We start from the raw sequence: 22631 nt of genomic DNA on the forward strand, positions 1-22631 counted from the left end.
CATGGGCTTTTTGATTTCTGCGTGCAGCGTTTTACACGTAGAACGACTTCAGCGGCGGGAAGCCATTGAATTCAACCGCGCTGTAGCTGGTGGTGTACGCACCGGTCGACAGCCAGTACAAACGATCACCGATCGCCAGGTTCAGCGGCAAACCGTACTTGTAGTTTTCGTACATGATGTCGGCGCTGTCGCAGGTCGGGCCGGCGATGACCACTTCTTCGACTTCGCCTTTTTTCTCGGTCCAGATCGGGAACTTGATGGCTTCGTCCATGGTTTCGATCAGGCCGGAGAACTTGCCCACATCCGTGTACACCCATCGCTCTACAGCGGTACGGGATTTACGCGCGACCAATACCACTTCGCTGACCAGGATGCCGGCGTTGGCGATCAGCGAACGGCCAGGTTCCAGGATGATTTCCGGCAGGTCGTCACCGAAGTCTTCCTTGAGGAAACGGATGATTTCTTCAGCGTAGGTTTCCAGGCTGTTGGTGCGGGTGATGTAGTTGGCCGGGAAGCCGCCGCCCATGTTGATCAGCTTCAGGTGGATGCCGTCTTCTTCTTTCAGACGCTCGAAGATCACTTTGACCTTGGCGATCGCGGCGTCCCAGACACTGATGTCGCGCTGTTGCGAACCGACGTGGAACGAGATGCCGTAAGGCACCAGGCCGAGGTCGCGAGCGAGGATCAGCAGGTCCATGGCCATGTCGGTCTGGCAGCCGAATTTGCGCGACAGTGGCCAGTCGGCGGTGGTCGAGCCTTCAGTCAGAATGCGCACGTAGACTTTCGAACCCGGTGCAGCCTTGGCGATGTTGCGCAGGTCGGCTTCGGAGTCGGTGGCATACAGACGCACGCCCTTCTCGTAGAAGTAGCGAATGTCCTTGGATTTCTTGATGGTGTTGCCGTAGCTGATGCGATCCGGGCCGACGCCCTGGTTCATCACTTTGTCGAGCTCGTAGATCGAAGCGATGTCGAAGTTCGAGCCTTTCTCTTTGAGCAGGTCGATGATTTCGACGGCCGGGTTGGCCTTGACCGCGTAGTAGACCTTGGCGAATTCGAAACCGGCGCGCAGGTCGTCATAGGCCTGGCTGATCATCGCGGTGTCGATCACCACGAACGGGGTTTCTTGTTTGTCGGCGAAGGCCTTCATTTTCTGGAAGGTATCGCGCGCGAAATAGTCTTCGACGTTGATCGACATGCTGGGAACTCCTACTGGCAAACTGAAATTATCAATGGGTGCAAATGAACGTCCTCCGTATCCCCACTTTGGTTCGCCTACTTCCCAAGGCATGTCGCCGAAAGCAAAAAGGCCACGGGAGGCGGTGCTTCCCTTGGCCTTGCTGTCTCGTCGTCAGTACTTGAGCCGGATGGATCGTTTCCAGCATGGACGTTCGGCGCGAACTTTAGGGCGTGAGGGGCTTGAGATCAACAAAAAATGTCGCGTTTTTGCACGCTTCCGTCGTGCGGTCCCCGACAGCTACTGGTGTAACGGACCTGTGTGACGGTGTGATGTTCCCGTGGGAGGGAGATTTGCGGCACATCAGGAGGATTTGTGGTGCCCCCAATCGCGGGCAAGCCCGCTCCCACAGTGGTTTGTGTCGTACACAATCCGTGTACACCAAAAAACCTGTGGGAGCGGGCTTGCCCGCGATGGCGTCAGATCAGGCGACAGCAGTCTCAGCCGGCGAAACAATACTGGTCTTGCCCCCACGGGACTTGCCGGAACTCAAATACTCGGCAATCGATTCCTGCGTCACTTCCCCCAGGAACACCCGCTCGGCATCCATCACCGGCAACCACGAACGGTTGAACTCGTACATCCGCGAGAGCAGGATGCGCAGATGCTCGTCGTACGCCGCCGTGGCGTTGAACTCACGCAAGTACTGCGCGCACGTACCGGTCTGACGGTGCAGGTCGCGACGTCGTACATAACCGAGCGCCTTGTTCTCACCATCGGTGACCACCACATAGCGACGGTCGAGTTCGTCCATCAATTCCAGTGCTTCGGTCACCGAGGTTTCCGGGCTGACCGACGGCGCGTTGTCTGCCGCGTCTTCGGCCTTCACCAGCAACAGGCGCTTGAGCGTGCTGTCCTGGCCGACGAAGTTGCTGACAAAGTCGTCCGCCGGGTGCGCCAACAGGGTGTCCGGGTGGTCGATCTGCAGCAGTTTGCCGGCGCGGAAGATCGCAATCTTGTCGCCCAGCTTGATCGCCTCGTCGATGTCGTGGCTGACCATGATCACGGTCTTGTTCAGCGCGCGCTGCATCTCGAAGAACTCGTTCTGGATCATCTCGCGGTTGATCGGGTCGACCGCGCCGAACGGTTCGTCCATCAGCAACAGCGGTGCATCGGCGGCCAGGGCACGAATCACCCCGATCCGTTGCTGCTGGCCACCGGACAATTCACGCGGGTAGCGATTCAGATACTGCTTGGGCTCCAGCTTGATCATGCTCATCAACTCGCGGGCGCGGTCGTGGCATTTCTGTTTGTCCCAGCCCAGCAGGCGCGGAACGATGGTGATGTTTTCCTCGATGGTCATGTTCGGGAACAGACCGATCTGCTGGATCACATAACCGATGTTGCGACGCAGGGTCACTTCGTCGAGGTCAGTGGTGTCTTCGCCGTTGATCAGGATCTTGCCCGAGGTCGGCTTGATCAGGCGGTTGATCATCTTCAGCGTGGTGCTTTTGCCGCAGCCCGATGGCCCGAGGAACACGCAGATTTCGCCTTCATTGACGGTCAGGCTCACCGAGTCCACGGCTTTCACATCTTTGCCGTTGCTTTGGAAGGTCTTGCTGAGGTTTTGAAGTTCGATCATTTCAGGAGTCCTTTTGGAGTCAGCGTGCGTTGCAGCCATTGCAGAAGCAGGTCGGCGAAGATGGCCAGGAGACTGACCAGCACGGCGCCGACGATCAGCATCGACATGTCGCTGCGGCTGATGGAAGCGAGAATGAGTACACCGAGGCCACCGGCGCCGATGGTCGCGGCGATGGTCATGACACCAATGTTCATGACCACGGCGGTGCGTACGCCGGCGAGGATCACCGGCACCGCAATCGGCAGTTCGACCATGCGCAGGCGCTGGCCGAAGGTCATGCCGATGCCGCGGGCGGCTTCGCGAATACCCGGTTCAACGCCGGTCAGGGCGAGGTAGGTGTTGCGCATGATCGGCAGCAACGAGTACAGAAACACCGCGGTGATCGCCGGCATCGGGCCGAGGCCCTGGCCGAATTTCGAGTAGAACGGCAGCAGCAGGCCGAACAGTGCAATCGACGGCACGGTCAGCAGCACCGTGGCGCTGGCCTGCAGCGGACCGGCGAGCGTCGGGAAGCGCGTCATCAGAATGCCCAGCGGCACGCCGACCAGAATCGCCAGCGTCACGGCGATGCCGACCAGGGTGATGTGCTGCCAGGTCAGGTGCAGCACCAGCGGCCAGTCGAGATGGGAAAAGGCGTTCAGGAATTCCATGGCTTTTCCTCCTTAGTTGATTGGATGCTGGCGCAGGAAATCGGCGGCAACGGATGAAGGGCTTTCGTGATCGACATCGACCCGGGCGTTCAACGCACGCATGGTTTCGTCATCGAACAGCTCGGCCAGCGGTTTGATTTCTTCCGCCAGTTTCGGGTGGGCATCGAGGTAAACCTGACGCACCACCGGCGCGGCGGTGTAGTCCGGGAAGTAGTGCTTGTCGTCTTCGAGCAACTTGAGCTTGAAGGCGTTCAGGCGACCGTCGGTGGTGTAGACCAGACCGGCGAACACCTGGCCATTGCGCAGGGCGGTATAGACCAAACCAGCATCCATCTGGCGGATGTTGTTGCGGGTCAGGTTCATGCCGTAGAGGTCGACCATGCCGTCCAGACCGTCGGAACGGTTGGCGAACTCGGTGTCCAGGGCGACGAGATGATGGGTCTTCGCCTCAGCCTGCATCACGGTGTTCAGCTCGCTGATGGTGTTGATCTGCGGATACGCCTTCGCGGTTTTTTCCGGCAGGGCCAGGGCATAGGTGTTGCTGAATTTCGACGGGGTGAGCCAGATCAGGCCTTTTTTCGCGTCGAGTTCTTTCACCTTGGCGTAGGACTGAGCGCTGTCGAGTTTTTCGGTGACATGGTTGTAAGCCACCAGCGACACGCCGGTGTATTCCCACATCAGGTCCAGCTGGCCACTTTCATGGGCGCTACGGGCGAGGTTGCTGCCCAGACCGCCGGTCACCTGGGTGTCGTAACCCTTGGTGCGCAGGTATTGCGAGGTGATTTCCGCGAGCAGGGTTTGTTCGGTGAACACCCGGGCGCCGATGCGGATCACGGGTTTTTCAGCGGCTTGGACAAATCCTGCGAACAGCAGGGCGCAGCCTAGAAATAAGCATATTTTTTTCATATCAATTCCTTTGCCGAGGCTTAAGACGGGCGCAGGCCGCGTTCGAGCCAGAGGCGGCTGGCGAGTGTCACCAGACCGTCGAGCAGCAAGGCCAGCAGGGCGGTGCAGGCCGCGCCGAGCAGCAGTTGCGGCTGATTGTTCAGGGCGATGCCGGGGAAAATCAGGCTGCCCAGGCTGTTGGCGCCGATCAGGAACGCCAGTGGCGCGGTACCGACGTTGATCGCCAGCGCCACACGTACGCCACCGATGATGATCGGCACGGCGTTCGGCAGTTCGACCCGCCACAGCACTTGAGTCGGCGTCATGCCGATGCCGACGGCCGCTTCCTTGAGTGAGCCCTGGACGTTTTTCAGGCCTTCATAGGTGTTGCGCACGATCGGCAACAGCGAGGCGAGGAACAGGGCGAAGATCGCGGGGCCGCTGCCGATGCCGAGGATGCCGAGGGCGATGGCGAGTACGGCGAGAGGCGGCACAGTGTTGCCGATGTTGAAGATCTGCATGAAACGTTCAGCGCGGCCCACCATGGTCGGGCGGCTGAGGAAGATGCCGGCGGGGATGCCCACAACAAGGGCGGCCAGCATGGAAACGAGGACGAGAATCAGATGAGCTTGCAGGTAAAACAACAAATCGTCGCGGTAATGTTCGATCGTGTTGATGCCAATCCAGTGGATCAGCAGGGCCAGAAGGGCGACGACAACCGCACCTCCTATCAGCCCCTTGCCATAGCGAATAGCCACAGGCGGACTCCTTTTTTCTTTGTCGGCGAACGCAGTCCCGTGTGGCAATGCCATTCCTGGCTGCCGGGAAAACAACGTTCGCGAGAAGCAGCTCTTCATGCTGGTAAAACCGCATGAGATCGAGCCATAAGCGCAGCCTCGTCAGGCCAACTTGCTGATTTTTCAGCCCCTGGTACGAGTGCTGTAACAGGGGAGTGGACGCCTCCACCTTTTAAAAGGTTCCATATTTAACAGCAGATAGCCACCCTGTATCCCGGTTATCCCTGTAGCAACTGCCGAGCCTATGAGTTGTGGCGAGGGGATTTATCCCCGTTCGGCGGCGAAGCCGTCGTAAGCCATTGGACGCGGTGCGGCTGGAAAAAAAGGGGCCGCTTCGCAGCCCAACGGGGATAAATCCCCTCGCCACAACTCGCAGGGTCGGCAGCTGCTACAGGGCGAACGGTGGTCTGGGGCGGTCGGTTTGCGCTATACTCGCCGCCCTTTTTTGAATCACCTGCCAGGCGATTTCCCATGACCAAACAGGCCGCCGAAGTCGCGAAACGCCGCACTTTCGCCATTATTTCCCACCCCGATGCCGGTAAAACCACCATCACCGAGAAGCTCTTGCTGATGGGCAAGGCGATTGCGGTTGCCGGCACGGTGAAGTCTCGCAAGTCCGACCGCCATGCCACCTCCGACTGGATGGAAATGGAAAAGCAGCGTGGTATCTCGATTACCACGTCGGTCATGCAGTTCCCGTATCGCGAACACATGATCAACCTGCTCGACACCCCGGGCCACGAAGACTTCTCCGAAGATACCTACCGCACCCTGACGGCGGTGGACTCGGCCTTGATGGTCCTCGATGGCGGTAAAGGTGTTGAGCCACGCACCATCGCGTTGATGGACGTCTGCCGTCTGCGTGATACGCCGATCGTCAGCTTCATCAACAAACTCGACCGTGATATCCGCGACCCGATCGAACTGCTCGACGAAATCGAAGCGGTCCTGAAGATCAAGGCCGCGCCGATCACCTGGCCGATCGGTTGCTACCGCGACTTCAAGGGCGTTTATCACCTCGCCGACGACTACATCATCGTGTACACCGCCGGTCACGGCCACGAGCGCACCGATGTGAAAATCATCGAGAAGCTCGACTCCGATGAAGCTCGCGCACACCTTGGTGACGAATACGATCGCTTCGTCGATCAGCTGGAACTGGTGCAGGGCGCCTGCCACGAATTCAACCAGCAGGAATTCCTCGACGGTCAACTGACGCCGGTGTTCTTCGGTACCGCACTGGGCAACTTCGGTGTCGATCACGTGCTCGACGCCGTGGTCAACTGGGCACCGAAACCGCTGGCCCGTGTTGCCAACGAGCGCACCGTGGAACCGGTGGAAGAGAAATTCGCCGGCTTCGTGTTCAAGATCCAGGCGAACATGGACCCGAAACACCGCGACCGTATCGCCTTCATGCGTATCTGCTCCGGCAAATACGAGAAGGGCATGAAGATGCGCCACGTGCGCACCGGCAAGGACGTGCGGATCGGCGATGCCCTGACGTTCTTCTCCTCCGAGCGTGAGCAACTGGAAGAGGCGTTCGCCGGCGACATCATTGGCCTGCACAACCACGGCACCATCCAGATCGGCGACACCTTCACCGAAGGCGAAGTCCTGGGCTTCACCGGCATCCCGCACTTCGCTCCGGAACTGTTCCGTCGCGTGCGCCTGCGTGACCCGCTGAAATCCAAGCAACTGCGCCAGGGCTTGCAGCAGTTGGCGGAAGAGGGCGCGACCCAGGTGTTCTTCCCCGAGCGCAGCAACGACATCATCCTCGGCGCCGTCGGTGTGCTGCAGTTCGATGTGGTCGCCAGCCGCTTGAAAGAGGAATACAAGGTCGAGTGCTCCTACGAGCCGATCACCGTGTACTCCGCGCGCTGGATCGATTGCGACGACAAGAAGAAGTTCGAGGAATTCCGGGTCAAGGCCGTGGAAAACCTCGCTGTCGACGGCGGCGGTCACCTGACCTACCTGGCCCCGACCCGCGTCAACCTGGCACTGATGGAAGAGCGCTGGCCGGACGTAAAATTCCGTGCGACGCGTGAGCATCACTAAGCGCTGAGTTGAAACAATAAAAAGCCCCGGTCGCGAAAGCACCGGGGCTTTTTATTGCTAACTCGATTAACTGTGGGAGCGAGCTTGCTCGCGAGAGCGGAGTGACATTCAACACATTCTTTGAATGAAAGAATGTCATCGCGAGCAAGCTCGCTCCCACAGGGGATTTTCGTCGACCTGCAAATAACCGTTCGCCATACGATTTATTCCAAACCAGTCTCCCCATTCACGGCATTTCCCGCGCATCGTCAGGGTCCTATCTGGAGAACCCGCCCCATCGGAACCGGATGTCTATCAGTGCCGTCGGGCTTTCACGTTTCACCCGCGAAAGGATGGAATCGGCCATGAGCATTTTTCAACGCATCGTGTTGTTGCTGAAGGTTTTGGTAATGCTGTCCGTAGGCTTGTCGTCGGCAGCGTGGGCTGAGTGCCCGGATCATGATGAACAAGCGTCGAGCGGGCAGGTGACGCACACCGGGCTGATGATCGCCGCGTCTGAGTCTGAGCCAGGCGACCAGGGTCAGGGCGGCAGCGCGGACGATGACGACTCGACCACCGAGGACCCCGATGCCGATACCGATGAAGATGAAGGGGCTTGAGTCACAGGCAAAAGAAAACCCCTTCGCCCCTGACTAATGCGTAGCCAGGGCAGAAGGGGTTTTTGAACAGGTCGCCTATCCCATGTGGGAGCGAGCAAGCTCGCTCCCACAGGTTTTTCAGATCACTGTCATGCCGCGCCGTCGAGGAATTGCTCGGCGTAGTGGCAAGCCACCTGACGGCTGTCGAGCAGGCGCAAGGCCGGCTCTTCCGTGCTGCAACGCTCGGTCGCATACGGACAGCGTTTGTGGAAAGCGCAGCCCGACGGCGGGTTCAACGGGTTGGGCAACTCGCCGACGATCTTGATCTTCGGCTTGTTCGGGTCCGGGTGAATGGTCGGGGTGGCCGACAGCAACGCCTGGGTGTACGGGTGCAGCGGGCGTTCATAGATGTCGTTCTTCGGGCCCATTTCCACCGGGCGGCCGAGGTACATCACCATCACGTCATCGGCAACGTGTTGCACCACCGCGAGGTTGTGGGAAATGAACACGTAGGCGGTGTTGAACTCTTGCTGCAAATCCATGAACAGGTTCAGCACCTGCGCCTGGATCGACACGTCCAGCGCCGAGGTCGGTTCGTCCGCCACCAGCACTTTGGGCTGCAGCATCATTGCGCGAGCGAGGGCAATCCGCTGGCGCTGACCGCCGGAGAACATGTGCGGATAACGCTGATAATGCTCGGGGCGCAAACCCACCTGCTTCATCATCGCCTGCACTTTCTCGCGACGTTCGGCGGCGCTCAGCTGGGTGTTGATCAGCAACGGTTCGGCCAGCTGATCACCGACTTTCTGCCGAGGATTCAACGAGGCGTACGGGCTCTGGAACACCATCTGCACGTCTTTGCGCAATTGCTTGCGTTGGGCCTTGTCAGCGCCGGCAACTTCCTGCCCGGCGATTTTCAAGGAGCCGGAGGACGGCTCTTCGATCAGCGTCAGGGCACGGGCCAGGGTGGATTTACCGCAACCCGATTCGCCTACGACGGCGAGGGTCTTGCCGGCTTCCAGTTCGAACGACACACCGTTCAGGGCGCGTACGGTCGCATGACCCTTGAACAGGCCACGAGACACTTCGTAGTGACGGGTGAGGTCGCGGGCGGTAAGTACGACGGCCATTACGCCACCTCCTGGTTCAGCGGGTAGAAGCAGCGGGCGAGGCTGTTGCTTTTCGGGTCAAGGGCCGGACGTTGCGCACGGCAGTTATCCTGCACATACGGGCAGCGCGGCGACAGCAGGCAACCTTGCGGGCGGTCGTAACGACCGGGAACGATGCCCGGCAGCGTGGCCAGGCGGGTGGCGCCGAGGCTGTGTTCCGGAATCGCCTTGAGCAGTGCTTCGCTGTACGGGTGCGCCGGAATGTCGAACAGTTGCGGCACCTGACCGACTTCGACGGCCTGGCCGGCGTACATCACGCACACACGCTGGGCGGTTTCTGCCACGACCGCGAGGTCGTGAGTGATCAGCACCAGGCCCATGTTCTGCTCTTTCTGCAACGCCAACAGCAGGTCCATGATCTGCGCCTGAATCGTTACGTCGAGGGCAGTGGTCGGTTCGTCGGCGATCAGCAGTTTCGGCTCGCCGGCAATCGCCATGGCGATCGCGACACGCTGGCTCATGCCGCCGGACAATTGATGCGGGTAAGCATCCATACGGCTGGCGGCGCCCGGGATTTCCACTTTTTCCAACAGTTCGATGGCGCGGGCGCGGGCTTGCTTGCCGGACATTTTCAGGTGCAGGCGCAGCACTTCTTCGATCTGGAAGCCGACGGTGTAGCTCGGGTTCAGCGCGGTCATCGGGTCCTGGAAGACCATCGCCAGGTCTTTGCCGACGATTTGCCGACGCTGACGGTTGCTGAGCTTGAGCATGTTCTTGCCGTCGAAATTCAGGGCGTCGGCGGTGACGATCCCCGGATGCTCGATCAGGCCCATCAGCGCCATCATGGTCACGGATTTACCGGAACCCGACTCGCCAACGATGGCCAGCACTTCGCCCTTGTCCACGGAGATGTCGAGCCCGTCGACCACCGGAACGGCGTTTTTGTCGCCGAAGCGAACGTTGAGATTCTTGATTTCTAACAGTGACATTTGAATCTCCTCAGGCGGCGTTCTTGAGTTTCGGGTCCAGCGCATCGCGCAGGCCGTCGCCCATCAAGTTGATTGCCAGCACGCTGAGCAAAATGGTCAAACCAGGCAGACTGACGACCCACCAGGCGCGTTCGATGTAGTCGCGAGCCGAAGCCAGCATGGTGCCCCACTCAGGGGTTGGCGGTTGAACGCCAAGGCCGAGGAAGCCCAGTGCCGCGGCATCGAGAATCGCCGAGGAGAAGCTCAGGGTCGCCTGAACGATCAGTGGTGCCATGCAGTTAGGCAGCACGGTGACGAACATCAGGCGTGGCAGACCGGCACCGGCCAGGCGCGCAGCGGTCACGTAGTCGCGGTTCAATTCGCCCATCACCGCGGCGCGGGTCAGACGAACATAGGACGGCAACGAAACCACGGCGATGGCGATAATGGTGTTGATCAGGCCAGGGCCGAGGATGGCGACAATCGCCACGGCCAGCAGCAGGGACGGCAGGGCCAGCATGATGTCCATCAGACGCATGATGGTCGGGCCGAGCACGCGCGGGAAGAACCCGGCGAACAGACCCAGCAGGATGCCCGGAATCAGCGACATCACCACCGACGACAAGCCGATCAGCAGGGACAGGCGCGAACCGTTGATCAACCGGGACAGCAGGTCGCGACCCAGTTCATCGGTGCCGAGCAGGAACTGGATCTGCCCGCCTTCCAGCCAGGACGGCGGGGTCAGCAGGAAGTCGCGGTATTGCTCGCTCGGGTTATGCGGGGCAACCCACGGCGCGAAGATCGCGCAGAAAATCACCAGCAGCATGAACATCAGGCCGGCAACGGCGCCTTTGTTCTTGGAAAAGGCTTGCCAGAATTCTTTGTACGGGGACGGGTACAGCAGGCTTTGATCGACTGTTACCGCTTGATTTTGAGTTGAAGCTGGAGTGGTCATGGTCATGATGATCTCAGCGCTGGTGACGGATGCGTGGGTTGGCAAAGCCGTAGAGGACGTCCACCACGAAGTTGACCAGAATCACCAGGCAGGCGATTAACAGGATGCCGTTCTGCACCACGGGATAGTCCCGTGCGCCAATGGCTTCGATCAGCCATTTGCCGATGCCGGGCCACGAGAAGATGGTTTCGGTCAGGACCGCACCGGCCAGCAATGTGCCGACTTGCAGGCCGACCACGGTCAACACCGGAATCAGCGCGTTACGCAGGCCGTGCACGAACACCACGCGCGACGGCGACAGGCCTTTGGCGCGGGCGGTACGGATGTAGTCCTCGCGCAGCACTTCGAGCATCGACGAACGGGTCATCCGCGCAATCACAGCCAGCGGGATGGTGCCGAGCACGATGGCAGGCAGGATCAGGTGATGCAGGGCATCGAAGAACGCACCGACGTCATCGGCCAGCAGCGTGTCGATGAGCATGAAGCCGGTGCGCGGCTCGATGTCATAGAGCAGGTCGATCCGCCCGGACACCGGGGTCCAGCCCAGGGATACCGAGAAGAACATGATGAGGATCAAGCCCCACCAGAAGATCGGCATCGAATATCCCGCGAGGGAGATGCCCATCACCCCGTGGTCGAACAGGGATCCTCGCTTGAGTGCCGCGATCACCCCGGCCAACAGGCCCAGGATGCCGGCGAACAACAGGGCGGCCATGGACAGTTCCAGGGTCGCCGGGAAGAGAGAGGTGAATTCGCTCCAGACGCTTTCCCGGGTACGCAGGGATTCGCCGAGATCGCCGTGGGCCAGTTTGCCAATGTAATCCAGGTATTGGGCATACAGCGGTTTGTTCAGACCTAGGCGTTCCATTGCCTGAGCATGCATTTCGGGGTCGACTCGACGTTCGCCCATCATTACTTCCACGGGGTCGCCTGGAATCATGCGAATCAACGCGAAAGTCAGCAAGGTGATGCCGAAGAACGTGGGGATCAATAACCCCAATCGGCGGGCAATAAAACTAAACATCTTGTGGTGTACCTCATCAGCCGGTTAGGCGTGCCTGGTGTCCCTGGAGTCAGGGACACCGGGAGTTTTCTTATCTACTTCACCTGGGTGGTGGCGAAGTTATTAGTGGTGAGCGGGCTAATGTGATAGCCCTCTACGTTGTTGCGCATTGCGGTGAACATTCTAGTGTGTGCCATGCTGATCCATGGCTGGTCCTGGTTAAAAATAACCTGAGCCTGTTCGTACAGCGCTGCTCGCTCGGCAGGATCGGTTTTTTCCCGGGCCTGGTCGATCAGTGTCTGGAACTTGTCATTGCACCAGCGCGCATAGTTTTCGCCGTTCTTCGCCGCTTCGCAACTGAGCATAGGCGTCAGGAAGTTATCCGGGTCGCCGTTATCGCCCGCCCAACCGGCGGAAACCATGTCGTGCTCGCCGTTTTTCGCGCGTTTGAGCATTTCGCCCCATTCCATCACGCGAATGTCGATCTTGATCCCGACCTTGGCCAGGTCGGCCTGCATCATCTGCGCGCCGAGCATAGGGTTCGGGTTGGTCGGGCCGCCACCGTTACGGGTGAACAGGGTGAAGGTGGTGCCTTCCGGTACGCCGGCTTCCTTGAGCAGGGCGCGGGCCTTGTCCAGATCACGTGGCGGATTCTTCAGGTCGTGGTTGTAGCCCAGCAGCGTGTCCGGGAACGGGTTGACCGCCACCGTCGCGTTGCCTTTGCCAAACAGCGCGTTGACATAAGCCTCTTTATCGAAGGCGATGTCGATGGCTTTGCGCACCCGCACATCACTCATGTATTTGTGCGTGGTGTTCATGGCGATGTACGAAACGGTCATCGCGTTCAGCTCATCGACACTCAGCTTGGCGTCTTTCTTGATGCTCGGGATGTCATCCGGCTTCGGATACAGCGCTACCTGACATTCGTTGGCCTTGAGTTTTTGCAGGCGCACGTTGTTGTCGGTGGCGATGGCCAGGATCAACGAGTCCGCTGGCGGCTTGCCGCGGAAGTAGTCCGGGTTGGCCTTGAAACGAACCTGGGCGTCCTTGGCGTAACGCTGGAAAATGAACGGGCCGGTGCCGACCGGTTTGTTGTTCAGGTCGCCGGCCTTGTTCGCCTTGAGCAACTGGTCAGCGTACTCGGCGGAGTAGATCGAGGAGAAAGCCATGGCGATGTCGGCCAGGAACGGCGCTTCGCGACGGGTCAGGGTGAAGGTGACGGTGTGGTCGTCGATCTTCTCTACGCTTTTGAGCAGTTCCTTGAAGCCCATGCTTTCAAAGTACGGGAAGCCCACGCTCGACAGTTTGTGCCACGGGTGATTCGGGTCCAGCTGACGCTGGAAGCTCCAGACCACGTCGTCGGCGTTCATGTCGCGGGTCGGCTTGAAGTATTCGGTGGTGTGAAACTTGACGCCTTTGCGCAGGTGGAACGTGTAGGTCAGGCCGTCCTCGCTGATGTCCCAGGACTCGGCCAGTGCCGGAATCACTTCGGTGGTGCCGGGCTTGAAGTCCGCCAGGCGGTTGAAGATGGTTTCGGCCACCGCATCGGCTGTGACTGCAGTCGTGTACTGGACCATGTCGAAGCCTTCCGGACTGGCTTCGGTACAAACCACCAAAGGTTTGGCCGAGACGCCAACGGCAACACTCAGCAACGCGGCAGCGATGGCCGCACGTAGGGGAAGCATTTTCATCAAGAACCCTCTGCAATCAGTTAAAGGACAAAAGCCGAACGACTGATTCATCGCTGAGTCAGCCGTTCGGCAGGTGCATTACAGAATGTTGAACGGGATGGTGGTCACGAGACGGAACTCGTTGAGGCTGCCATCCGCCTGGTTTTCACTGGCGCGGTGAGTGGTGTAGGTCGCGCGAATAGCGGTCGCTTTGAGTGGGCCACTCTGCACGGCGTATGCCGCACCGATGCCGTATTCATAGTGATGCTCGCCGTCCATCAACTGCACGCCGTCGTAGCCGCCGCCCTTGTACTTGGTGCCGTCGATGCCCCAGCCGCGAGCCTGGTAGATGTTGAACTTCAGGCCTGGAACCCCGTATTCAGCCATGTTCAGGCCGTAGGCGACCTGGAAGGATTTCTCGTTCGGGCCGTTGAAGTCCGACAGCAGGGAGTTGGCCAGGTAGATGCCGTTGGTTTCGTGCAGGTAGTCGAAGTACTCGTTACCGTTCACTTCCTGATACGAGAAGGTCAGGGTGTGAGCGGTGTGAGTCAGGCCGAACGACAGGGAGTAGGTGTCGTTGTCGATGTCGCCCAGCAGTTTTTTGCCTTCATCGACGGTCTTGTAGTAGTTCAGGCCGGTGGTCAGGCTCAGGATCGAGCTGTCGCCCAACACATGGCTGGCGCCGAAGTAGTATTGGTTCCACAGGTCTTCAGCCTGGGTGCCCCACAGGCTGGTGGTCAGGCTGGCGAACGGCTGGTAGGTGATACCGGCGGTGTTGACGTGATCCGCTTCGGCAGTGCCGTCGCCGTATTCGGAGCGGAACTTGCGCTGGCTCTGTTCGGTACGCGGCGAGTTACGGTCGAAGGTGCCGAGGTCGAAGGACAGGTTTTCCAGCTCTTCGCTGTGCAGGGTCACACCTTCGAAGCTCGAAGGCAGAGGACGGTTACCGATCACATCCACTTGCGGGCTGCTGAAGTTCTGGCGACCGGCCGTCAACGTGGTGTTGGAGAAGCGTGCCTTGACGTTGGCCAGGCCCAGTTTGCTCCACTGGTCAACAGCGTCGCCGCCATTTTCAGTCAGCGTACGGTTGTTGCCACGGCCGCCGCGGCCTGGCTCGGGAGCACCGCCGTTGCCGGAGGCGAGGTCTTTACGATCACGGTCCAGGGCGATGGCATTGTAGGCCGCGACTTCAGTGCTGAAGCCTACGGTGCCTTCGGTGAAGCCCGAGTTGTACTTGACGATCGTGCCTTGCACCCAGTTGATGCGACGGTCAGTGGTGTGCGTCTCGCCATTCTTACGATAGTTGAGCGTCGCGCCCCGTTTGAACTGCTCATTTGCATACCAGTTGCGCGTGGAACCGGTGACCGATTGACCTTCGACGAAGCCGGTGGCTTCGCTTTGGGCGCTCTTTTCCTTGACGGTAACCGGTGTGAAAGCCTGGCTCTGGGATTCTGCGTATGCCGTGGCGGTGACGCTGCTTATGGCCAGGGCCAATAACGCGGTGCTGCTCAGTTTCATGGGTGAAGCTCCTTTCTTTCTTTTTTTTAATGCCGGTCTTTTTTGGTGATCCGACTATTGGTTTGGAACTCATACAAGGCATCGCAAACGTTTGCTGAAAGCCTGAAAGGCGAATTTCGGCAACACGCTTGCGTGAGGGCGGAATCCGCCCCCAGGGTTTTGGCTAATCGGTTATTGGTCGATACTGACGCCCGAGAACACGTTGCGGCCGAATGGACTCACCTTGAATCCTTCGACTTTGGCGCTTAACGGCTGGTTGACCGTCGAGTGGGCGACAGGCGTGATCGGCACTTGCTGCTTGAGCAACTGCTGGGCCTGTTTGTAGAGCACGGTGCGCTGGTCACGGTCGGTGACGACCTTGGCCTGCTTGATCAGCTTGTCGTAAGCCGGATCACACCATTGGGAGTAGTTGTTGCCGCCAATGGCGTCGCAGCTGTAAAGCGTGCCGAGCCAGTTGTCCGGGTCCCCGTTGTCACCGGTCCAGCCAATCAGGCTGACGTCGTGTTCGCCATTCTTGGTGCGCTTGATGTACTCGCCCCATTCGTAGCTGACGATGTTCACTTTGAGGCCGATTTTCCCCCAGTCCGCCTGGAGCATCTCGGCCATCAACTTGGCGTTCGGGTTGTACGGGCGCTGCACCGGCATCGCCCATAAAGTGATTTCGGTACCTTCCTTCACGCCGGCAGCCTTGAGCAATTCCTTGGCTTTTTCCGGGTTGTAGGCGGCATCCTTGATGGTGTCGTCGTAGGACCATTGCGTCGGCGGCATGGCGTTTTGCGCAAGTTGGCCGGCGCCTTGGTACACCGCGTTGAGAATGCCTTGCTTGTTCACCGCCATGTCCAGCGCCTGACGCACTTCGAGCTGGTCGAACGGCTTGTGGCGCACGTTGTAGGCGATGTAGCCAAGGTTGAAACCGGGCTTCTCGATGAGCTTGAGCTTAGCGTCGTTCTTCAACGCTTCAACGTCGGCAGGGCGGGGGTGCAAGGTGACCTGGCACTCGTTGGCCTTGAGCTTCTGCACCCGCACCGAGGCGTCGGTGTTGATGGCGAAAATCAGGTTCTCAAGCTTGACCCGGCTCGGGTCCCAGTACTGCTTGTTGCCGCTGTAACGGATGTTGGAATCTTTCTGGTAGCTCTTGAACACGAACGGCCCGGTGCCGATCGGTTTCTGGTTGATGTCGCTCGGCTTGCCTTCGGCGAGCAGCTTGTCGGCGTACTCGGCAGACAGGATGGCGGCGAAGCTCATGGCGATGTTCTGGATGAACGCGGCGTCAACGCTGTTGAGCGTCATGACCACGGTCAGCGGCCCGGTCTTCTCGACCTTGGCGATATTCTTGTTCAGGCTCATCCCGTTGAAATACGGGAATTCGGTGGGATAGGCCTTACGGAAAGGTTGCTGCGGATCGAGCATGCGATTGAAGGTGAACAGCACGTCGTCGGCGTTGAAATCACGGGTCGGCGTGAAGTACTTGGTCGTGTGAAATTTCACCCCTTCACGCAAGTGGAAGGTGTACTTGAGGCCGTCTTCGGAAATATCCCAGCTAGTTGCCAGGCCTGGTACGACGTTGGTGGCGCCTTTCTCGAACTCTGCCAGTCGGTTGTACAACGGCTCGGCGGCATCGTTATCGGTCGCGGTCGTGTACTGCGCGGTGTCGAAGCCCGCCGGGCTGCCTTCGGAGCAGAACACCAGGCTGTTATTGGCGGCCTGGCTGATGGAAGTGGCGGCCAGCAGGCCGGTGCCCAGCAATGCGGATAAAACCAAGGTATGGCGCATGACGCTCCCTTTTCTCTTTCTCTAAGTGTTTTCAATGCGCCGTGGTCCCGTCCGGGGACGTGGAGGCATCACTGATTTCAAGCCATGGTGTGCAGCAAAAACCGAAAGCCCACGCATAAGCTGGTCAGATCCCGACGGTATGAACCGTGGGTCTGGCAGTAAATGCGAAGAGTCCTAAAGACTCGTAGGAAAGGGCAACGCGTCCGATGCCGCTGCTGTAATCCGCAGGGGAACTGGATGTAGGTTGTTTCCTACTTTTTCGGTAGATAAAACAACGGCGACGTCAAAAAACGTCGCCGTTGCCAAACCTTATTTGCTGACGCTAACGCCGTAGAAGGAGTTCAAGCCGAATGGGCTGATCTTGAAATCCTGCACTTCGTTGCGCATGGGTTGGAACACCGTCGAGTGAGCGATAGGTGTCATTGGAACGGCGTCCTTGAGGACGTGTTGCGCCTGTTTGTACAGTTCGGTGCGCTTGCCCTGGTCGGTCGTGCGCTTGGCTTCCTTGACGATGCCGTCGAACTTCTTGTCGCACCACTTGGAGAAGTTGTTGCCCTGCAGCGAGTCGCAGCCGAACAGCACGTTCAGCCAGTTGTCCGGGTCACCGTTGTCGCCGCTCCAGCCAATCAGCATCGCGCCGTTTTCGCCGCCTTTGGAGCGCTTGATGTACTCGCCCCACTCGTAGGTCACGATCTTGGCCTTGATACCGATCTTGGCCCAGTCGGACTGCAGCATTTCTGCCATCAGCTTGGCGTTCGGGTTGTACGGACGCTGCACCGGCATTGCCCACAGGTTGATCTCGGTGCCTTCCTTGACGCCGGCTTCCTTGAGCAGCTCTTTGGCTTTCTCAGGGTTGTACGGCGCATCCTTGATGGTGGTGTCGTAAGACCACTGGGTCGGCGGCATGGCGTTGACGGCCAGTTGACCTGCACCCTGGTAAACGGAATCGATGATCTGCTGTTTGTTGACGGCCATGTCCAGTGCTTGACGCACTTTGAGTTGGGCCATCGGGTTCGGCTGATCGCTGCCCTTGATCTTGTCCATCACGTTGTAGGCGATGTAACCCAGGTTGAAACCAGCCTGGTCAGGCACCTTCAGGGTCTTGTCTTCTTTCAGCGCCTTCAGGTCGGCCGGACGCGGGAACAGCGTGATCTGGCACTCGCCCTTCTTCAGCTTCTGGATGCGAACCGACGGGTCGGTAGTGATGGCGAAGATCAGGTTGTCGATCTTGACGTCGTCAGGCTTCCAGTAGTCCTTGTTCCCGGTGTAGCGGATGTTGGAGTCTTTCTGGTAGCTCTTGAACACGAACGGGCCAGTGCCGACCGGCTTCTGGTTGATATCGGCAGCTTTGCCGTCCTTGAGCAGCTGGGCAGCGTACTCGGCGGACTGCACCGAAGCGAAACTCATGGCCATGTTCTGGATGAACGCAGCGTCAACTTCCTTGAGGGTGAACTTGACGGTGTGGTCGTCGACTTTATCGATCTTGGTGATGTTGGTATCCATCCCCATGTCGGTGAAGTACGGGAATTCGGTCGGGTACGCCTTACGGAACGGGTCATCCTTGTTAATCATGCGATTAAAGGTGAACAGCACGTCGTCGGCGTTGAACTCACGAGTCGGCTTGAAGTACGGGGTGGTGTGGAACTTGACGCCTTCACGCAAATGGAAGGTGTAAGTCAGGCCATCGTCGGAGATGTCCCACTTGGTCGCCAGACCAGGAGTAACGGCGGTGCCGCCGCGCTCGAACTGAGTCAGGCGGTTGAACATGGTTTCTGCAGAGGCGTCGAAGTCGGTTCCGGTGGTGTACTGACCAGGATCAAAACCGGCCGGGCTCCCTTCGGAGCAAAACACCAGGTTAGTCGCCGCTTGGGCGAAAGGTGCGGCAGCTAACAAGCTGGCGCCGACTAAAAACGGAATGACCGCGTGTTTAAGCATGTTGGCCTCATGATTTGTTGTCATTTTTGGAATTAGAGGACGACCTCGTGAGCCGTGCCTGCGGATACTTATGCAGGGGCCATACCCAATGCAAGATCCTGAACGACCACAGGCGTTAAACAGTGGCACGAACGTACCTTAATGTCGCATATGTATAAATTCGTGCGCATTTGACCGTTTGCGCGGGGTTTTTTCGGTGCAAACCGCGCACTGGCAGGGGGCGATCGTGGTGTCTGGCGCACCCGGTTGGGGCGTGGTGTTACTTATTTATACCCAGCAGTTTGACTCGTTGCTGTTTGTCACTGGACACCTTGGCGGCCCGGTAGCCGACCAGGTTCTTGGGTTTGGTGTGTATATCCGTTGCTGCGGTGACGGCGGCTGGCGGTTTCGCCCTTACGGCGAGTCCCTTTTGTCAAACGCCACAAAAGGAACCAAAAAGTCTTGCCCCAGCGTCCGGCCCCTCGCTTAGGCTCGGCGTTCCTTCGCTCCGGTCCTGCTCCGTGGGCCCGCCGCGATCGGCCATCCATGGCCGTGCGCGGCTAACCCGGCATCCATGCCGGGTTGCCCACTGCGCAGAACCTCCACTCAGCCTACCGAAGGGGCGGGTGGATCAAAATCAAAAGCGCAAGGCGAGCTAACGCTCGGCCTGATGAGTGGTGAAGAGCGGAAGCCCTACCGAGATGCCTTGTGGGAGCTGGCTTGCCAGCGATGGCGGCCTGACATCTAACCGGATTTTTGCTGACACCCCCGCCCCCTGTGGGAGCTGGCTTGCCAGCGAAGGCGGCCTGACAGCCGACCAGTTTTCCGCTGACACCCCCGCCCCCTGTGGGAGCTGGCTTGCCAGCGATGGCGGCGGTGCGATCACCGTAAATTTGACAGCCCACCCCCTGTCTTTTGTCAGGCAATAAAAAACGGCGATCACTTCGGTGATCGCCGTTTTTTTATGCAGGTTATCCAATCAAGGCAGCAACACTTCAACGACCCCGTCCGCCGTCATGCTGACCTGGCTGGTGCCGGCTTCAACTTCTGGCGTCACCGGCGCGGCGTCCATGCTCGCCGCTTTCATCATCATTGGTCCGCGCATGTACGGTTGTGGGTAACCGTTGCTGTTGAGGTTCAGGTTGACGATTTTGTAGCCCTTGCCGCCCAGTGCATCGGTGGCCAGTTGCGCGCGGGCTTTGAAGGCTGTCACAGCATCTTTCAGCAGCGCGTCTTCGCTGGCCTTGCGGGTTGGTGTGGCGATGGCGAAGTCCATGCCGCCCATTTTCAGGTCGGTGAGCAGTTCGCCGGTCAGCTTCGACAGCGCGGCGAAGTCGGAGCTTTCCAGGCGCAGTTCGGCACGTTCACGCCAGCCGGTGATTTTCTGGCCCTTGGTGTCGTAGATCGGGTAGCTGTTGCGGCTGCCCTGGCGCAGGGTGACGTCTTTGACTTGCTTGGCCTGGGCCAGCGCCTTGTTCATGGTGGTGCTGACGTCTGCGGCGAGTTTGGCCGGGTCGGTGTTTTGTTCTTCGGTGTAGAGGGTCACGATCATCAGGTCGCGGGCCACTTCCTGGCTGACTTCGGCGCGCAGGGAGATCTGGTTGTAATGCAGTTCGTCGGCAGCCAGCGCCGGGAGGCTGGCGACGGTGCCAGCGCTGAGGGCGAGGAGGGCGGCGCTGCGGCGGAAAGTGTGCATGAAAACTCCTTGGACGATGCGCAGGGGTTGGGTCCGAGCCTGCGTGAAACCATCAGACTCTAGCTTTAATGATCCGGTTCGCACAGTTACAACTTCTATACAGATGATTGCCAGGTGACCCTGTGGCGAGGGGATTCATCCCCGTTGGGTGGCGAAGCCGCCCCAAAATACCCAATCCTGCCATATATATCAGTGGACGGTTTACGACGGCTTCGCCGCCGGACGGGGATGAATCCCCTCGCCACAAAGAGCTCCCAGTCACAAAGAGTGTTTGTCACACGCACCTGTGGCCGTTTGCCGCACTTTTGCCTGCCAGCCTCCGTGCTTGGTTATACTCCGTGCGATCCGCCTGGAGCGCTCATCAGGAGAGCTCATGCTCGCCGCCGTTCAAATCACTTCTGCAACCCGCCAGAATCTCTGGCGGCTGACGTTCATCCGCACCTTGGTGCTGGCCGCTCAGGCCGGTTCCGTGGGCCTGGCCTACTGGCTCGACTTGCTGCCACTGCCCTGGTTTCAACTGGCCGCGACCCTCGGTTGCTCGATGTTGCTGTGCGCGTTCACGGCGATTCGCCTGCGCACTTCATGGCCCGTCACCGAACTCGAATACGCCGTGCAACTGGCCTGCGACCTGTTTATCCACAGTGCCTTGCTGTATTTCTCCGGCGGCTCGACCAACCCTTTCGTCTCTTATTACCTGGTGCCGCTGACCATCGCCGCCGTGACGCTGCCATGGCGTTATTCGGTGATCCTGTCGGGCATTGCGCTGACGATGTACACCTTGCTGCTGGCGCGCTTCTATCCCCTGCAAACCTTCCCGATTGCCCGGGAAAATCTGCAGGTCTACGGGATGTGGCTGAGTTTCGCCCTGGCCGCTGCGGTGATCACTTTCTTCGCCGCGCGCATGGCTGAAGAGCTGCGCCGCCAGGAAGAGCTGCGGGCGATCCGTCGCGAAGAAGGTCTGCGTGATCAGCAATTGCTGGCCGTCGCCACCCAGGCCGCCGGCGCCGCCCATGAACTGGGCACGCCGCTGGCGACCATGAGCGTGCTGCTCAAGGAAATGCGCCAGGACCATCACGACCCGATGCTGCAGGACGACCTGAGCGTATTGCAGGATCAGGTCAAACTCTGCAAAGAGACCCTGCAGCAACTTGTTCGGGCGGCGGAGGCCAATCGCCGTTTGGCGGTGGAAATGCAGGACGTCACCGACTGGCTCGACGAAGCGCTGAATCGCTGGCACCTGATGCGCCCGGAAGCCAGCTACCGCTTCCAGCGTCTGGGCCAGGGCACGGTGCCGCGCATGGCGCCGCCGCCGGACCTGACCCAGGCACTGCTGAATTTGTTGAACAACGCCGCCGACGCCTGCCCCGAAGGGCTGCAAGTGACGCTGGACTGGAATGCCGAGGATTTGACCATCAGCATTCGCGACCACGGCGCCGGTGTGCCACTGGCCATTGCCGAACAGATCGGCAAACCGTTTTTTACCACCAAGGGCAAAGGTTTCGGCCTGGGCCTGTTTTTGAGCAAGGCCAGCGTGACACGCGCCGGCGGCTCAGTGAAACTCTACAGTCATGAGGAAGGTGGCACGCTCACCGAGCTGCGCCTGCCCCGTGTCGCCCGAGGAGACGAACATGAGTGACGAGATCCAAGTCGAAGGCGAAGAACTGCCGCATTTGCTGCTGGTAGATGACGACGCCACGTTCACCCGCGTGATGGCGCGCGCCATGGCACGCCGCGGTTTTCGCGTCAGCACCGCCGGTTCCGCCGAAGAAGGCCTGACCATCGCCCAGGCCGACATCCCGGATTACGCCGCGCTGGACCTGAAGATGGACGGCGATTCGGGCCTGGTGTTGTTGCCGAAACTGCTCGAACTCGACCCGGACATGCGCGTGGTGATCCTCACCGGTTACTCGAGCATTGCCACCGCCGTCGAGGCGATCAAGCGCGGTGCGTGCAACTACCTGTGCAAACCGGCGGATGCCGATGACGTTTTGGCCGCACTGCTCTCCGAGCACGCCGACCTCGACACCCTGGTGCCGGAAAACCCGATGTCGGTGGACCGTCTGCAGTGGGAACATATCCAGCGCGTGCTGACCGAACATGAAGGCAACATCTCCGCCACTGCCCGCGCCCTGGGCATGCACCGGCGCACGCTGCAGCGCAAACTGCAGAAGCGTCCCGTTCGTCGCTGAACCTGCGCTGAACGAATGCCGACCGCGCCTCGCGACAGACCGAACCGATCCTCTA

At 59.6% G+C, this 22631-nt stretch carries 18 protein-coding genes; 4 read left to right on the forward strand and 14 right to left on the reverse strand.

Translation table 11 applies throughout. The features are described 5' to 3' along the window. Positions 1–31: 31 nt before the first annotated feature. The 5 genes from J2Y86_RS21895 to J2Y86_RS21915 all read right to left on the reverse strand — a co-directional run bounded on the left by J2Y86_RS21895 (position 32) and on the right by J2Y86_RS21915 (position 5109). Positions 32–1195, reverse strand: coding sequence for a type III PLP-dependent enzyme (locus J2Y86_RS21895; protein ID WP_008024420.1), 1164 nt, complete (start codon positions 1193–1195; stop codon positions 32–34). Positions 1196–1658: 463 nt separating this feature from the next. Next, positions 1659–2816 carry an osmoprotectant ABC transporter ATP-binding protein OsmV gene (locus J2Y86_RS21900; RefSeq protein WP_253436261.1) on the reverse strand — a complete coding sequence of 386 codons (1158 nt, stop codon included), beginning with the start codon at positions 2814–2816 and terminating at the stop codon, positions 1659–1661. After that, complete coding sequence (locus J2Y86_RS21905; protein WP_007942812.1) at positions 2813–3466, reverse strand: ABC transporter permease; 654 nt, start codon at positions 3464–3466, stop codon at positions 2813–2815. Before J2Y86_RS21905 ends, J2Y86_RS21900 begins: the two co-directional genes overlap by 4 nt. Before the next feature lie 12 nt (positions 3467–3478). Continuing rightward, positions 3479–4372 carry a glycine betaine ABC transporter substrate-binding protein gene (locus J2Y86_RS21910; protein ID WP_253436264.1) on the reverse strand — a complete coding sequence of 298 codons (894 nt, stop codon included), beginning with the start codon at positions 4370–4372 and terminating at the stop codon, positions 3479–3481. A 20-nt stretch (positions 4373–4392) separates the two neighbouring features. After that, a complete protein-coding gene (locus J2Y86_RS21915) occupies positions 4393–5109 on the reverse strand; it encodes an ABC transporter permease (protein WP_253436267.1) in 717 nt (238 codons plus the stop codon). Positions 5110–5619: 510 nt separating this feature from the next. Here J2Y86_RS21915 and J2Y86_RS21920 point away from each other — a divergent pair. Beyond that, positions 5620–7203 (forward strand): peptide chain release factor 3, encoded by a 1584-nt coding sequence (locus J2Y86_RS21920; protein WP_253436270.1) that lies wholly within the window; start codon positions 5620–5622, stop codon positions 7201–7203. A gap of 344 nt (positions 7204–7547) precedes the next feature. Continuing rightward, positions 7548–7802 (forward strand): hypothetical protein, encoded by a 255-nt coding sequence (locus tag J2Y86_RS21925; protein WP_253436273.1) that lies wholly within the window; start codon positions 7548–7550, stop codon positions 7800–7802. Positions 7803–7930: 128 nt separating this feature from the next. On the opposite strand, the gene J2Y86_RS21930 is transcribed toward J2Y86_RS21925, so the two are convergent. The 9 genes from J2Y86_RS21930 to J2Y86_RS21970 all read right to left on the reverse strand — a co-directional run bounded on the left by J2Y86_RS21930 (position 7931) and on the right by J2Y86_RS21970 (position 20387). Next, positions 7931–8911 (reverse strand): peptide ABC transporter ATP-binding protein, encoded by a 981-nt coding sequence (locus J2Y86_RS21930; RefSeq protein WP_253436275.1) that lies wholly within the window; start codon positions 8909–8911, stop codon positions 7931–7933. Next, entirely contained in the window at positions 8911–9879 is a 969-nt protein-coding gene (locus J2Y86_RS21935; protein WP_084318076.1) for an ABC transporter ATP-binding protein, read from the reverse strand. The genes J2Y86_RS21930 and J2Y86_RS21935 overlap by 1 nt, the downstream gene beginning before the upstream one ends. A 10-nt stretch (positions 9880–9889) precedes the next feature. Next, complete coding sequence (locus J2Y86_RS21940; RefSeq protein ID WP_253440398.1) at positions 9890–10813, reverse strand: ABC transporter permease subunit; 924 nt, start codon at positions 10811–10813, stop codon at positions 9890–9892. A gap of 13 nt (positions 10814–10826) precedes the next feature. After that, entirely contained in the window at positions 10827–11837 is a 1011-nt protein-coding gene (locus J2Y86_RS21945) for an ABC transporter permease subunit (protein WP_253436278.1), read from the reverse strand. A 74-nt stretch (positions 11838–11911) separates the two neighbouring features. After that, positions 11912–13507 carry an ABC transporter substrate-binding protein gene (locus J2Y86_RS21950; protein ID WP_253436283.1) on the reverse strand — a complete coding sequence of 532 codons (1596 nt, stop codon included), beginning with the start codon at positions 13505–13507 and terminating at the stop codon, positions 11912–11914. A gap of 78 nt (positions 13508–13585) precedes the next feature. Then, positions 13586–15004 carry an OprD family porin gene (locus tag J2Y86_RS21955; protein WP_253436287.1) on the reverse strand — a complete coding sequence of 473 codons (1419 nt, stop codon included), beginning with the start codon at positions 15002–15004 and terminating at the stop codon, positions 13586–13588. A 171-nt stretch (positions 15005–15175) separates the two neighbouring features. Next, positions 15176–16777 carry an ABC transporter substrate-binding protein gene (locus J2Y86_RS21960; RefSeq protein WP_253436290.1) on the reverse strand — a complete coding sequence of 534 codons (1602 nt, stop codon included), beginning with the start codon at positions 16775–16777 and terminating at the stop codon, positions 15176–15178. A 309-nt stretch (positions 16778–17086) separates the two neighbouring features. Further along, positions 17087–18712 (reverse strand): ABC transporter substrate-binding protein, encoded by a 1626-nt coding sequence (locus tag J2Y86_RS21965; protein ID WP_253436293.1) that lies wholly within the window; start codon positions 18710–18712, stop codon positions 17087–17089. A 958-nt stretch (positions 18713–19670) separates the two neighbouring features. Next, positions 19671–20387, reverse strand: coding sequence for an SIMPL domain-containing protein (locus tag J2Y86_RS21970; RefSeq protein ID WP_253436296.1), 717 nt, complete (start codon positions 20385–20387; stop codon positions 19671–19673). Between the two features lie 373 nt (positions 20388–20760). Between J2Y86_RS21970 and J2Y86_RS21975 the strand changes: the two genes are divergently transcribed. Both J2Y86_RS21975 and J2Y86_RS21980 read left to right on the forward strand, forming a co-directional pair. Continuing rightward, complete coding sequence (locus J2Y86_RS21975; protein ID WP_149630532.1) at positions 20761–22023, forward strand: ATP-binding protein; 1263 nt, start codon at positions 20761–20763, stop codon at positions 22021–22023. Beyond that, the gene (locus tag J2Y86_RS21980) at positions 22016–22576 is read left to right on the forward strand and encodes a response regulator transcription factor (RefSeq protein ID WP_017336511.1); all 561 of its coding nucleotides are present in this window, start codon (positions 22016–22018) and stop codon (positions 22574–22576) included. The genes J2Y86_RS21975 and J2Y86_RS21980 overlap by 8 nt, the downstream gene beginning before the upstream one ends. The last annotated feature ends 55 nt before the right edge of the window (positions 22577–22631 follow it).

The sequence above is a fragment of the Pseudomonas migulae genome, assembly GCF_024169315.1.
GTDB lineage: Bacteria > Pseudomonadota > Gammaproteobacteria > Pseudomonadales > Pseudomonadaceae > Aquipseudomonas > Aquipseudomonas migulae_B.